The organism is Annamia dubia NIES-4383 (assembly GCF_055394725.1).
On sequence record NZ_AP025630.1, the window covers coordinates 283,400 to 296,808 of the forward strand.

A 13,409-nucleotide genomic window follows, 5' to 3' on the forward strand; every position below is an offset into this window, starting at 1 on the left:
TTATAATTCTTTACAAAGACTTAAGTTAATTCTAATCATTAGCTTAAATCCTTTCTGCAATTTTAAATTTTCACTAAAAATAATCCCAAATCAACTATTAAATAAAGAGGTGTAATAATGATTACAAAATTCAATTATAAAGGTCAAGATTTATATACTCCAATCATTTTTAGAAATGACTTTCAAACGTCTACAATTGATGTTAATCAAGCGTGGTCTTTATTTTTAACAGTAGGCCAAGAAGAAAACGAATTAGGATATAATTCAGAAAAAGGTTGGTTTTTTAATAATCTTTTAATGGCCATTATTGTCAGTGGAATTATTGGTTCATTAATTTTTACTTCCATCTAAAAATTAACTTTTGATAAAATAATTTACCAAAGTAAAAGCCCCTTAACTTAATAAGTACAGGGGCTTTTAACTACTTAACTATTTATGCTTTGCTTGAACCAGAAAAAACTAATTTTTGCAATTAATTTTTAGATAATTTTTGACAATATTTAAAATCTTTTCTGAGGCCAAACCATCCCCAAAAGGATTAATTGCATTAGCCATTTTTTCATAACTATTATTATTAGTTAATAACTCTTGAGTTACTGTTAAAATATTTTGGGGATTAGTACCAATTAAAATCGCCGTCCCACCGTCAACTGCTTCCGGCCGTTCCGTTGTTTCTCTTAATACTAAAACAGGCTTTCCTAAACTAGGTGCTTCCTCTTGTAAGCCTCCCGAATCTGTTAATAATAAATAGCAATTTTGAATCGCACCAACTAACATTTCATAGTCTAAAGGTTCAGTTAAAAATACTCTGGAATGTCCTTGAAATTTAGCCTTAATTGGTTCTCTAACCGTTGGATTTCTATGTAAAGGTAATAATAAAGCAGTGTTAGGAAATTGATTTAAAATTAACTCTAAACCTGTTAAAATATCTTGCAAAGGTTCACCCCAATTTTCTCGGCGATGAATTGTTGTTAATAATACTTGATATTTTTGCCAATCTAAACCTTCAATCTCACATTTAGGTTGTTTTTTAGCAACAGTTAATAAAGCATCAATCACCGTATTTCCTGTTAAATAAACATCCCCTGTAACAGCCGATTTTTTGAGATTTTCAACAGCTAAAGATGTGGGAGCAAAATGCAATTGTGCCAGTTGAGAAATCAAACGGCGATTAGCTTCTTCAGGGTAGGGATTAAATAGATTATCAGTGCGCAAACCAGCCTCAACATGACCGACAGAAATTTGTTGATAAAAAGCGGCCAAAGCACTAGCAAAAGCGGTAGTTGTATCACCTTGAACTAATACTAAATCAGGTTTAATTTCTTGGAAAATAGTTTCTAAACCCGTCAAACTTTCACAAGTAATATTAGTTAAAGTTTGTTGAGGTTTCATAATGTTTAAATTAACATCTTCTGTTAACTCAAATAAATTCATAACTTGAGCAACCATTTCTTGATGTTGACCTGTTAAAATCACATGAGTTTTAAAAGTAGAATCCCCTTGAAATTTTTGAATAACTGGTGCTAATTTAATCGCCTCTGGGCGCGTTCCTAAAATAATACAAATAGATTTTTTCATTGAATTAATAAGTTAAACTTAGATTATATATCAAGATAGAGTAATATTAATTAATATTTTTGTGGTAATTTTATTGTAATAAATAATTGATTAAGTATACCCTTAATTTGATTTTTTTTATCATTTGTAAATATCTCCTCTCGCACCAATTGTATAAATTTCAAGATCGGAATTATTAATATTTACTGTAAAAATAACTCTAATTTTACCTATTCTAAGACGATAAAAACCTTCCCATTGACCTTTAAGTTTTTTAATATCAAGCAAATTAATAGGAATAATCCCTTGTTCCTCAACTGAAATTAATAATTGTCTAATCTGATTTTGCAATTTATCAACTTCTTCAGGATTTGCTTTTTGTAAAAATTTAATTGCTTGTTTCCGAAATTTTACCGCCATATTTTACCCACTCTGTCATATCAATAAATTCTTCATCTTCATCGTCAGAAGGTGAACCAAATTGAGCGTTTATTTCTGTTTGTTCCTCATCACTTACATAAGGTATTAAAGCTTGAATTAAAGTTAAACGCTCCTCTTTTAAAACTTCTCTAATACTTTCTTTAATTAATGATTTTAATATTGCTGTTTCCATAGTTTGATAAGTTTAAATAAAATAACTAGATTTATTATAGCTTAAATTTAACTTAAAATATTATTTTTGTTGACAATTAGGACAAAAATGGGTAGACCTACCTCCTAATTTAATTTTATCAATTTTTATGCCACAAATCCGACATTCTTCTCCAGTACGGCGATAAACATAAGCCACATTGCCATAATTACCATTTACCCCTAAAAGATTGAGAAAATCACTAAAAGTTGTGCCACCTTTTTTGATAGCTTCTGTTAATATTTCCTTAATAGCTTGATGTAATTTGATCAGTTGTTCATCTGTTAATTTATCTGCTAAAGTTTCGGGATAAATTCCACTTTTAAATAAGACTTCATCTGCATAAATATTACCTAATCCAGCAATAACTTCTTGATTTAATAAAACTGTTTTAATCGCCGTTTTTCTTTTAATTAATTTTGTTTTTAAATATTCTAAGGTAAAATCATTTGATAAAGGTTCAACTGCTAATTTTTGTAAGCCTGTAATAATCGTTTTTACTTCAAGATTAGGGGGAATATACCACACTTTCCCAAAAGTACGAATATCAACAAATCTTAATTCTTGATCATTGGGGAAAAATAATCTTAAGCGTGTATGTTTTTGTAAATTACTATCAGTTTTAACCCATAATAATTGACCTGTCATGCGTAAATGTACACCTAACTTTGCCCCAGATTTTAACTGTGCTAATAAATATTTACCTCGTCTTGACCAATTTAAAATTTGATCTCCTTTAATTTGTTGATTAAATTCAAAAATTGAAGCGGGATAGGCTAAACTTTTAGGCCATAAAACTTCACTATTTTGAATTTTTTGATTTAAAGTTAAATTATTTAACCCACGACAAACAGTTTCAACTTCCGGTAATTCTGGCATAATTTGTTAGTTTTTATTTGTTATTTCTTATTTGTTATTTGTTTAACTATTAACTATCAATTAAAATTAATCTCCTACATAAATACCTAATTGTTTAGCACTTTTCACCATAATATTATCTTCTGTAACAGCCGAAGCACATTGTTTAAATTGATGGCATTTTTTGATTAAATTCATGACATTTTCTAAGGGGATATTATCTACACTGCCATCTTTCCAAATTACTAACTGAGAATAACTTTCTTTTTCAATTAATTCCACTGCTCTAACTGCAAAAGTGGCCGCTAAAATGCGATCAAAAAATGAAGGTTTGCCGCTTCTTTGTAAATGTCCTAACACAGAAACTCGCACATCAATATTCTGTAAATCGCAAAAATGTTGACTGCCATTATTACATAATTTTTTACTATGTTCTTTAAGCCAATTTGCTAAATAATCACCTATATATTTTTCTTTTTGTTCAGCATGATTTTTCACACCTTCCGCAATTACAACTAATGCAAATTGACGACCTTCATGGTGTAATTGTGAAATTTTTTTACAACATTTATCTACTATTTCTTCAGTTAAATGGGGGGTAATTTCGGGGATTAAAATAATATCTGCACCTCCTGCTATTCCCGAATTTAAAGCTAAATGACCCGCATCTCTACCCATTACTTGAGCGATCATTACTCGATCATGACTAGCCGCCGTAAAAGTTAAATCATAAAGACATTCAGTAACAATATTACAAGCCGTATCAAAACCTACTGATTGTTGGGTAAAAGGTACATCATTATCAATAGTTTTAGGGATACAAATTAAGTTCCAATTTCCTTCTTTGGCCAAATCATAAATAATATGTAAACTGCCATCTCCACCTATGGCAATTAACGCATCTAAACCCAATATGTTATAACCTTTTAAGATAGCTTCCCTTATTTCTTTTTGATTAGGTTCACCCTTACTAATTGAACCTAAAATACTGCCACTCATGAACTGTAAAACATCAACTTTTAAAAATTGTGAGAGATCATAACCGTGTTTTTCTAACTTAAATTGTTCTGCTTTATATTTACCATTTGCTAAGTGAATAAATCCGTCTGTACCATAAGGAATACCATAAACTTCCCAACTTTTTTCCGTAGCGGATTGTAAAACGCCACGAATCACTGCATTTAAGCCCGGACAGTCTCCACCACTGGTTAAAATACCAATTTTTTTAGACATAATTAAACCTTCCTTGATTGATGTTTAATGTTTAATTTTTTGTTTAATTTTAACTGTCAATAATTTTTAATTTAATTATACTTGATTGTTTGATTTTTTAGTATTAATAATTATTACATTTTATTACATTACTTTAAAATCAATCTTGAATCCTTGCCTTTTTGAAAAAATCGGTAATTTAATTTTGCAAATAACCAATAAATCAATTTTTATTGTAATACTAAAATTTGAGAGCCTTCTTCAGTTTTATTAATATAAATTCTGGTTTCAAAAGCTTCTTTAAATTGGGCTAAATGGGTTACAGATAAAATACAGGCAAAATCACTAGAAATTGAATTAATGGCCGCAATTAATTTTTGACATCCATCATCATCTTGTGTGCCAAAACCTTCATCAATAATTAATAATTGTAAAGCAGTTCCTGCCCTTTGAGCTAATAATTTTGCTAAGGCTAAACGAATGGCAAAATTAATCCTAAAAGCCTCACCTCCTGAATAAGTTTCATAAGATCTCGTCCCATTAGCATCGGCAATAATTATTTCTAAAGTATCAATCAATTTAGTTTCTTTATTTTTACTTTGACTGCTTTTTGTTGCCTTTTGAGTTAAAAATTGAACATGAAGTTGGTTAGCCGTTAAACGTGATAAAATCTGATTAGTTTCCGCTTCAAATTGAGGCAAAATATTCTCAATCATTACCGCTTGAATGCCATTTTTGCCAAAGGCTAAACTTAATTCTTGATAAATACGATATTTTTGATTAACTTCTGTTAATTTAGTTTGATTTTCTTGATATTGTTCCCTTAATTTTTCTAAATGAATTAATGTTTGTTCTAATTGGCCTTTTTGACTAAATAAATTATTTAATTCTTGATTATTTTGTTTAATTTTTAAGTTTAATTGTTCAATTTCTAAACCATAATCATTATATTGGTTCATCTGTTGTCTTAAATTCTCTAAATTAGTTTTAATTGTAGTTTGTTCTCCTAAACATTTATTTAATTTTTCTTCCCTTTGTTTTAAATTATTTTGTAATAAAGGATAGTGATCTTTACTTTGTTTTAATTTTTCATAATTTAATTGTAAATTATGACTTTGACGCAAATATTGACGCAATTTTTCATGTTCATTAAAATTATAACCTAAACCCTCAATTTTTAAGTTAATTTCTTGAATTTGTTGTTTAATTTCTGAATTTTCATATAATTGTTCTAATTGATTTTTAAGATGAGTAAATTGTTCTAATAAATAAGGTTGATCTTGATTAATTTTATCTAAACGCCTTAAAGATTCTTCAATTTTTCGCTGTTCAAATTCAGCCCAACGTAAAGATTTTTCTTGAGATCTAACTAACGCATGAGTTTGCTCATTATAATTTAATTCTTTAATTTTTACTTCTAATTGTTGTAACTCAAATTTTAAATCATTAGCATAATTTTCTAAAGTTAAATTTCGCTCTAACTCTTGCATTTCTTCCTCAATTTTAGCCAATTCATCATAAATTTCTTCTGTTCTCATTAATTGATTTTCCAAATTAACATATTTTTGTTGTAAACTATCATAACAAGCTAACTCTTGATTAATTTTACTATATTCATCCCTCAAATTTTTTAATTCTTTTTCACATAAAGTTAATTGTTCACTAATTACCCAAAATTGATGTTGACTTTCTTGATGTTGTTCTTCCGTTTTATTAATAACTTTATGGCGATAATGTTCATCTAATTCCTGTTCACATAAAGGGCAAACCACATCAGGTTGTTGTAATAAAATTAACTTCTGATGTAACTCATTTAATTGTTTTTCTAAATTTTTATGTTGTTCTTTCAATTGTTCTTTAGAACTACCTTTATCTTGCCCTTTTTCTAAAACTCTTTGCTGATAATTACGTTTATTTTTTAATTGTTCTAATTGTTCTTCAATACTTAAAAAAAGTTTGCGAGTTTCAGGAACTTTTTTAATTTCTATTAACAATTTTTCTGAGTCATATCTTAATTTTTCCAATTTTAAGTTTAATTTTGTTTCAGCATTTTTAATTTCATTAATTAAAATTTGACGTTGTTGTAATAAAGGTGAAATTTGATGTTGAATTTGATCTAATTCCTCTAATTGTTGACGATAATTATTTAATTTTAATAAATTATGATTAATTTCATCTTGTCTATTTAACGAATTGCTTAATTCCTGTTTTTGTTTTTCTAAATGTTCTAAATTAGTTTGAATTTTGCTTAATTGTAATTTAATTTGATTTTCCTGTTGTAATAATTCCTGTTCTAATTTAATTTTTGTTTGTTGTAACTTTTGTTGTTCTTGAAATTGGTGTGATAATTGTTCTTCTTTCTCTCTTAAATCTATTAATTTTTCATAATCTGCTTTAATTTGTTCCCCTTGATTTAATAATTGCTCTAATTGTAATAATTGTTGTTTAATATCTTCAATTTCTTTAGTTAATTCTTGACTATATTCCAATAATTTTTCCAATTGATTTTGTTGTAATTTAACTTGATTTGACCAAGTTTCCCTTTGATTTTGGCTAGTTTGTAAATTGATTAATTTTTCCTGATCTTGACTTTGTAATTCTTGTAAAAATTCAATTTTTTTGCTTAAAATTTCTTTTTCGTCTTCCACATTTAAAAAAGTTTCTAATTGTTTTTCAATCGGTTCTAAAGTAGAAGCTAATTGATCAGCTTGACCTTTAAACTGTCTAGCAAAATCTTTAGCTTGATCAGCTAATTCTTCATAATGATCTAACTTTAATAAATCAGCTAAAATTTGTTTTCTTTCATTAGGTTTTCTTAACATAAATTCATCGGCTCGTCCCTGTCTTAAATAGGCCGAATTAACAAAAGTATCATAATCTAATTTTAAAGTAGAAATAATATCTTTTTGTGTGTCTTTAATTGCCTTACTTGTTAACACAATAAATTGATCATCTTCATTTTTAATGTGAAAATCTAAACTACTATTTTTTCCCTTTGAACGATTACGAATAATGCGATAATATTGATCATTACTAATAAATTCAAAATCAACTCTTACCATTTTTTCCCCATGATAAACTAAATCATCATCACTAACGGCGCGAGTTTTACCCCAGATCACCCATGTGATCGCCTCTAATAATGAGGATTTTCCCGCACCATTAGCACCACAAATACAGGCAGTATGTAAGCCCCGAAAATCTAAAGTTGCTTGACGATAACTTAAGAAATTTTTTAAAGTTAATTTTAAGGGAATCATAATTTTCGCATAAAAGTTTCAAGGGTTATTTTTAATGATAAAATCATCTTAATATAATAAAAAGATTAAAGATCAATTATTTTTAAAATTATGTGGAATCAAATTGCCCAAAAGATTAGTCAAACTACTGGCCAATATTTTGAAATAGAAAATCGTCTTTCTGTTAGTGGTGGTTGTATTAATCAAGGTTATGCTATTTCTGGTCATGGTAAAACTTATTTTATTAAAATTAATCGCGCAGATCAAGTGGAAATGTTTAAAGCAGAAATTTTAGGTTTACAACAAATATTTAATACTCAAACTATTCGTGTACCTAAACCGATCTGTTATGGCATTGGGGATCAAAGTAGTTTTTTAGTGTTAGAATGGTTAGAATTTGCTTCGGCTAATGGTCAGGCATGGGTGGAAATGGGTCAAAAATTGGCGAAAATGCACCAAAAAGCTATCGGGGATCAATTTGGTTGGGATGTTAATAATACGATTGGATCTACTCCACAAATTAATACTTGGACAAGTAATTGGGCTGATTTTTTTGCACAACATCGCATCGGTTATCAATTAAAATTAGCAAAACGTAAAGGGGGCAGTTTTCCGCCCGTTGATGAAATTATTGAGGGAGTAAGAAACCTCTTAAAACCTCATAATCTCCAACCTTCGTTAGTACATGGGGACTTATGGTCAGGTAATGCGGCCGTAACTGTGACGGGTGAGCCTGTGATCTTAGATCCGGCTACCTATTACGGCGATCGAGAGGTGGATCTGGCCATGACAGAACTTTTTGGAGGTTTTCCGGCGGCTTTTTATCGTGGTTATAATGAAATTTGGCCTTTAGATAGCGGTTATCAACAAAGAAAAACTTTATATAATCTTTATCATATTCTTAACCATTTTAATTTATTTGGTGGCGGTTATGGCTCACAAGCTTCTCGCATGATCCAACAATTAAAATTATATTAATTAAAATTTACGTTTTAATTGCTTATAAACATCATCATCATTTCTTTTTCCAATAATTAATATTTCTAACACATCGGCTTGAATATCATAAATAATTCTATATTCTCCCATATCTGTACGTCTAAAAGGAAATCCTTTTAGATTAATTGAGTCTTGAGGAAAAGGATCTTGACGAAGTTGTTGAATTTTTAAAGCAATTTGTTTCGCTTGTTTTAAAGGTAATTTAGTGAGGAATTTACTAGCTTTTCGAGATATATTTAATCTAAGCATTCAGTAATTCCTCTAATAAATCTTCACTTTCTTTGATACCAATAAAACCTTCTTCTTTTGCTTCTTGTGCTTTTAATCCTAAAATCTCAGATTCTAAAGCAGATAAACGCTCATATTCTTCAATGGATAACATCACTGTTACTGTGCGCCCTTGTTTCTCGATCTGTACAGGCTCACGTCTAGCCAAGTCTAACAGTTTCCCAAAACGATTTTTAGCCTCTGATGCACTTAATATCTTCATTTTTTCTCCTTAAAATCTTTTTTAAGACAAATTTTAGCTAAAATAGCTAATTTAGTCAATTAAAGCAAAATCTCAATCCTTAGATCACGCAAATGTTAACAAATATTGATCACAATCCGTTGAGATTGTTATTACAATGCAATATTAAATGATCTAGTCAAAACTAGCTTTAAGCTTAAATTAACTACTTACATGGAGAAATTATGACTATTGCGATCGAAAAAGAACAGACTCCCACGAGCGATCGAGCCAAACCGAAAAAAATTGGCATTCCTAAAGAAATTTACCCGAATGAATGTCGGGTAGCGGCCACCCCTGACACCGCCCAAAAACTGCAAAAATTGGGCTTTGAGGTGCTGATCGAGTCGGGGGCTGGTATTAATGCTAATTTTAGCGATGAGGCTTACCGTAACGCAAATTGTGAGATTATTGAGGGGACGGAAAAACTTTATCAAGAGGCCGATCTGATTTTAAAAGTAAGACAGCCCCAAGATCATCCCGCACTAGGCAAACATGAAACGGATTTATTAAAAGAAGGACAAACCTTAATTAGTTTTCTTTATCCGGCGCAAAATTCTGAATTAATTGATAAATTAGCCCAAAAAAAAGTGACTGTGTTAGCGATGGATGCCATCCCTCGCATTAGTCGCGCTCAGAAAATGGACGCTTTAAGCTCTATGGCTAATATTGCGGGTTATCGCGCGGTGGTGGAAGCGGCCAATAATTTTGGCCGTTTCTTCACTGGTCAGATCACGGCCGCCGGAAAAGTGCCACCGGCCAAGGTTTTAATCATTGGGGCAGGGGTGGCCGGTTTAGCGGCGATCGGTGCGGCTCGGAGTTTAGGAGCTATTGTGAGGGCATTTGATACCCGTCCCGTTGTGAAAGAACAGGTACAAAGTTTAGGTGCTGAGTTTTTAGAGTTAGACTTTGAGGAAGACGGCACAGGGCAAGGCGGTTATGCTAAAGTGATGAGTAAGGAGTTTATTGAGGCTGAAATGGCTTTATTTGCCCAACAAGCCAAGGAAGTTGATATTATCATCACCACCGCTTTAATTCCTGGCCGCCCTGCTCCCAAACTTATTTTGGAATACATGGTTAAGTCAATGAAAGATGGCTCAGTCATTGTGGATCTAGCGGCCGAAAATGGCGGTAATTGTGAACTTACAAGGCCGGGTGAAGTTTACAAGACTGATAATGGTGTAACGATCATTGGTTTAACGGATCTGCCTAGTCGGATGGCATCCCAAGCTAGTCAACTTTATGGCACTAACCTCTGGCATTTATTAAAAGATATGGGAGGTTATGAGAATTATCAAGTTAATTATGATGATGAAGTTGTGAGGGGGGCTTTAATTATTCATGATGGAAATGTTACTTATCCACCGCCGAAAATCAGTCAACCTTCCCCCCAAGCAGTTCAAACGAAAGAAATACCCTCAGTAAAAGCCACTGAAAATGAGAAAAAAAGCAATAGTTGGTTATTTCCAGTGATAATTGCCTCTGCTTTAATTTTAGTGGGCGTGAGTGCGCCTTCCTCCTTCCTGTCTCACTTTACGGTGTTTGTCTTAGCCATTTTTGTGGGGTGGCAAGTAATCTGGAATGTTACTCCCGCACTACATACCCCTTTGATGAGTGTCACAAATGCCATCAGTGGGATTATCATTATAGGCGGGATGGTGCAAATTTCCGGATCAATTAATTCGCCTACAACCATTTTAGGCGCGATCGCCATTTTAGTGGGTACAATTAACATTTCCGGCGGTTTTCTTGTTACCCAAAGAATGTTAAAAATGTTCCAAAAATAAGGTTTTTCCAACAGATTAAGGTATGATTATTCCGTACGGACATAGCACTGCTACGTCCGTACAATATTTTTGGGTTTTTAATCAAATTTATGTTAATTTATTAACTAAAAAAATCTTAAAACATATGATATAAAAAAAATTAAAATTACCATTTTAAATTATTAATTAAAGTTATATCCATTTAATGAATAAATTAGACCTAATTAAATCAGCAGAACAAGCATTAATTCCTACTTTTTCCGAAATAGATCAACTGGTCAAAATTAACTTAAAAAAAGTTTTACAAGCCTTTCGGGATCATCGGGTTGGCACTCATCATTTTAGCTCCGTCAGTGGCTACGGTCATAATGATCTAGGCCGTGATACCCTCGATCAACTTTTTGCTCAAGTGATGGGGGCGCAAGCCGCCGCCGTGCGTGTACAAATCGTTTCCGGTACCCATGCGATCGCCTCTTGTTTATTCGGAGTATTACGTCCGGGGGATGAAATGTTAGCAGTAACGGGCGCTCCCTACGATACCCTTGAAGAAGTGATCGGGATCAGGGGAGACTCACAAGGCTCATTAAAAGATTTTGGCATTTCCTACCGTCAAATAGATTTAACCTCAGAAGGCACAGTAAACTGGGAAGCTCTACAAAATTGCGTTAAACCTGAAACTAAATTAGTTGCAATTCAAAGATCATGCGGTTATTCATGGCGAAAAAGCCTCTCAATTGATGAAATTGAAAAGATTATTAAAATAGTTAAACAACAAAAACCGGAAGTTGTGGTATTTGTTGATAATTGCTATGGCGAGTTTATAGAGGATAGAGAGCCTACCAATGTAGGGGCGGATTTGATGGCGGGATCTTTAATTAAAAATCCGGGAGGAACAATCGTGACGGCCGGAGGTTATATTGCCGGAAAAGCTGAATATGTAGAGGCTTCAGCCTGTCGTTTAACCGCTCCGGGCATTGGGAGCAGTGGGGGAGCTACTTTTGCTCAGAATCGCCTCTTATTTCAAGGATTATTTTTAGCTCCTCAAATGGTGGGAGAAGCAGTTAAAGGTAGTCATTTAATTGCTTATATTTTTGACAAACTCGGTTATGCGGTGAATCCTTTACCTTTTGAAAAACGCCGTGATATTATTCAAGCAGTGAAATTTGGTTCACCGGAAAACTTAATTTCCTTTTGTCATGGGATTCAAAAGCATTCACCTGTTGACTCTTATGTAACTCCTATTCCCTCAGAAATGCACGGTTATGAGAGTCAGTTAGTGATGGCCGGAGGAACTTTTATTGATGGGAGTACATCAGAGTTTTCTGCTGATGGGCCTTTACGAAAACCTTATATTGCTTTTTGTCAAGGTGGCACTCATTGGAGTCACATTGCGATCGCCCTTGAAGCAATTTTAGATCAATTTCTTTAGTTATTTGTTATTAGTTATTTTATGATATTATAATTATTTATTTTTGATTAGGAAAAATGTCAACAATTACGATTAAAGTACCAGCAACTACCGCTAATATTGGCTCAGGATTTGATTGTTTAGGGGCGGCCTTAAGCCTGTATAATTATTTTAAATTTACCCCCCTTGAAACCTCAAAAAATCCCGAACTAAAAATTATAGTCACAGGAGAAGAAGCTCAAAGAGTAAGTACGGATGAAACTAATTTACTCTATCAATCTTTTCACAATTTCTATCAAGAAATAAATCAACCTGTTCCCTCTATCCAGATGGAAATTGAGTTAGGAATTCCTTTAGCGAGGGGTTTGGGAAGCTCTGCTACAGCGATTATTGCTGGTTTAATGGGAGCAAATGAATTAGCAGGAAACCCATTAACTAAAACCGAAATTATGAATATGGCAATAAAAATGGAAGGGCATCCTGATAATGTTGTACCTTGCTTATTAGGTGGATGTCAACTATCAGTTTCTAATCAAGAAAAATGGGAAATTTGTGAAATTAATTGGCATCAAGATATTATTCCCATTGTGGCAATTCCTAATTTTGAATTATCAACACAAGAAGCTCGATCAGTCTTACCTAAACAATTAAGTTATCATGACGCAATTTTTGATATTGCACACCTTGGTTTATTAATTAAAGGTTTAGAAAATAACAATCAAAATTGGTTAAAAGTTGCCTTAGAAGATCAGTTACATCAACCTTACCGTGAAAGTTTAATTAAAGGTTATTCAGATGTTAAAAAATCAGCAATAAAAGCGGGGGCTTATGGCATGGTGATCAGTGGAGCGGGATCAACTTTATTAGCTTTAACCAATGAGCAAAATGCACAAAAAGTGATAACAGCGATCGCTCAAACATGGTTAGAAATGGGGATTAATCCCCAAGTTAAAGCATTAGAATTAGATCGAAAAGGAGCTATTTTTTGTTAAAAAATAACCTCATTATTTGTTGTTAACTGAACTTAAATTAATCAAGGTTGTTAAAAACAAATAATTTGAAAATGGGCAATTTTTTAATTAAAAAACCGCAATTAATTGCCCAATTTTGAATAGCGAAAAGCGATCACACTTTAAATTTTTTTAATTTTTGATCAAAAATAGTTTTTATGTGATTTATTTTACTATAATAATTTAGTCAAAAAAATTCTTAATCTTAAATCAAAAAATTA

At 31.9% G+C, this 13,409-nt stretch carries 13 protein-coding genes; 5 read left to right on the forward strand and 8 right to left on the reverse strand.

What is annotated here, in order from left to right:
* Window positions 1-117 precede the first annotated feature (117 nt).
* Entirely contained in the window at window positions 118-351 is a 234-nt protein-coding gene (locus Anndu_RS01440; protein WP_464102662.1) for a hypothetical protein, read from the forward strand.
* A gap of 108 nt (window positions 352-459) precedes the next feature.
* On the opposite strand, the gene wecB is transcribed toward Anndu_RS01440, so the two are convergent.
* The 6 genes from wecB to sbcC all read right to left on the reverse strand — a co-directional run bounded on the left by wecB (window position 460) and on the right by sbcC (window position 7,518).
* The gene (gene wecB, locus Anndu_RS01445) at window positions 460-1,578 is read right to left on the reverse strand and encodes a non-hydrolyzing UDP-N-acetylglucosamine 2-epimerase (RefSeq protein WP_464102663.1); all 1,119 of its coding nucleotides are present in this window, start codon (window positions 1,576-1,578) and stop codon (window positions 460-462) included.
* Window positions 1,579-1,698: 120 nt separating this feature from the next.
* Complete coding sequence (locus Anndu_RS01450; RefSeq protein ID WP_464102664.1) at window positions 1,699-1,977, reverse strand: type II toxin-antitoxin system RelE family toxin; 279 nt, start codon at window positions 1,975-1,977, stop codon at window positions 1,699-1,701.
* Window positions 1,946-2,170, reverse strand: coding sequence for a hypothetical protein (locus Anndu_RS01455; protein WP_464102665.1), 225 nt, complete (start codon window positions 2,168-2,170; stop codon window positions 1,946-1,948). Before Anndu_RS01455 ends, Anndu_RS01450 begins: the two co-directional genes overlap by 32 nt.
* A gap of 60 nt (window positions 2,171-2,230) precedes the next feature.
* Window positions 2,231-3,067, reverse strand: a complete 837-nt coding sequence (locus tag Anndu_RS01460; protein ID WP_464102666.1) for a DNA-formamidopyrimidine glycosylase — start codon at window positions 3,065-3,067, stop codon at window positions 2,231-2,233.
* A gap of 66 nt (window positions 3,068-3,133) precedes the next feature.
* Window positions 3,134-4,279 carry an ATP-dependent 6-phosphofructokinase gene (locus Anndu_RS01465; RefSeq protein WP_464102667.1) on the reverse strand — a complete coding sequence of 382 codons (1,146 nt, stop codon included), beginning with the start codon at window positions 4,277-4,279 and terminating at the stop codon, window positions 3,134-3,136.
* Between the two features lie 209 nt (window positions 4,280-4,488).
* Window positions 4,489-7,518 (reverse strand): exonuclease subunit SbcC, encoded by a 3,030-nt coding sequence (gene sbcC / locus Anndu_RS01470; protein WP_464102668.1) that lies wholly within the window; start codon window positions 7,516-7,518, stop codon window positions 4,489-4,491.
* Window positions 7,519-7,608: 90 nt separating this feature from the next.
* Here sbcC and Anndu_RS01475 point away from each other — a divergent pair, with 90 nt between their 5' ends.
* Window positions 7,609-8,475 carry a fructosamine kinase family protein gene (locus Anndu_RS01475; RefSeq protein WP_464102669.1) on the forward strand — a complete coding sequence of 289 codons (867 nt, stop codon included), beginning with the start codon at window positions 7,609-7,611 and terminating at the stop codon, window positions 8,473-8,475.
* Here Anndu_RS01475 and Anndu_RS01480 read toward each other — a convergent pair whose 3' ends face one another.
* Window positions 8,476-8,745 (reverse strand): type II toxin-antitoxin system RelE family toxin, encoded by a 270-nt coding sequence (locus tag Anndu_RS01480; RefSeq protein ID WP_464102670.1) that lies wholly within the window; start codon window positions 8,743-8,745, stop codon window positions 8,476-8,478.
* Window positions 8,738-8,986, reverse strand: coding sequence for a type II toxin-antitoxin system Phd/YefM family antitoxin (locus tag Anndu_RS01485; RefSeq protein WP_464102671.1), 249 nt, complete (start codon window positions 8,984-8,986; stop codon window positions 8,738-8,740). The genes Anndu_RS01480 and Anndu_RS01485 overlap by 8 nt, the downstream gene beginning before the upstream one ends.
* Before the next feature lie 203 nt (window positions 8,987-9,189).
* Between Anndu_RS01485 and pntA the strand changes: the two genes are divergently transcribed.
* From pntA to thrB, 3 genes are all read left to right on the forward strand, one after another.
* The gene (pntA, locus tag Anndu_RS01490; RefSeq protein ID WP_464102672.1) at window positions 9,190-10,791 is read left to right on the forward strand and encodes a Re/Si-specific NAD(P)(+) transhydrogenase subunit alpha; all 1,602 of its coding nucleotides are present in this window, start codon (window positions 9,190-9,192) and stop codon (window positions 10,789-10,791) included.
* A 184-nt stretch (window positions 10,792-10,975) separates the two neighbouring features.
* Window positions 10,976-12,199 (forward strand): methionine gamma-lyase family protein, encoded by a 1,224-nt coding sequence (locus Anndu_RS01495; protein ID WP_464102673.1) that lies wholly within the window; start codon window positions 10,976-10,978, stop codon window positions 12,197-12,199.
* A 56-nt stretch (window positions 12,200-12,255) separates the two neighbouring features.
* Entirely contained in the window at window positions 12,256-13,170 is a 915-nt protein-coding gene (thrB, locus tag Anndu_RS01500) for a homoserine kinase (protein WP_464102674.1), read from the forward strand.
* The last annotated feature ends 239 nt before the right edge of the window (window positions 13,171-13,409 follow it).

Coding starts and splice junctions, on each gene's coding strand:
- Anndu_RS01485 (WP_464102671.1), bottom strand. CDS start 8,986: ATGAAGATATTAAGTGCATCAGAGGCTAAAAATCGTTTTGGGAAACTG.
- Anndu_RS01440 (WP_464102662.1), top strand. CDS start 118: ATGATTACAAAATTCAATTATAAAGGTCAAGATTTATATACTCCAATC.
- pntA (WP_464102672.1), top strand. CDS start 9,190: ATGACTATTGCGATCGAAAAAGAACAGACTCCCACGAGCGATCGAGCC.
- Anndu_RS01475 (WP_464102669.1), top strand. CDS start 7,609: ATGTGGAATCAAATTGCCCAAAAGATTAGTCAAACTACTGGCCAATAT.
- thrB (WP_464102674.1), top strand. CDS start 12,256: ATGTCAACAATTACGATTAAAGTACCAGCAACTACCGCTAATATTGGC.
- sbcC (WP_464102668.1), bottom strand. CDS start 7,518: ATGATTCCCTTAAAATTAACTTTAAAAAATTTCTTAAGTTATCGTCAA.
- Anndu_RS01450 (WP_464102664.1), bottom strand. CDS start 1,977: ATGGCGGTAAAATTTCGGAAACAAGCAATTAAATTTTTACAAAAAGCA.
- wecB (WP_464102663.1), bottom strand. CDS start 1,578: ATGAAAAAATCTATTTGTATTATTTTAGGAACGCGCCCAGAGGCGATT.
- Anndu_RS01455 (WP_464102665.1), bottom strand. CDS start 2,170: ATGGAAACAGCAATATTAAAATCATTAATTAAAGAAAGTATTAGAGAA.
- Anndu_RS01495 (WP_464102673.1), top strand. CDS start 10,976: ATGAATAAATTAGACCTAATTAAATCAGCAGAACAAGCATTAATTCCT.
- Anndu_RS01480 (WP_464102670.1), bottom strand. CDS start 8,745: ATGCTTAGATTAAATATATCTCGAAAAGCTAGTAAATTCCTCACTAAA.
- Anndu_RS01460 (WP_464102666.1), bottom strand. CDS start 3,067: ATGCCAGAATTACCGGAAGTTGAAACTGTTTGTCGTGGGTTAAATAAT.
- Anndu_RS01465 (WP_464102667.1), bottom strand. CDS start 4,279: ATGTCTAAAAAAATTGGTATTTTAACCAGTGGTGGAGACTGTCCGGGC.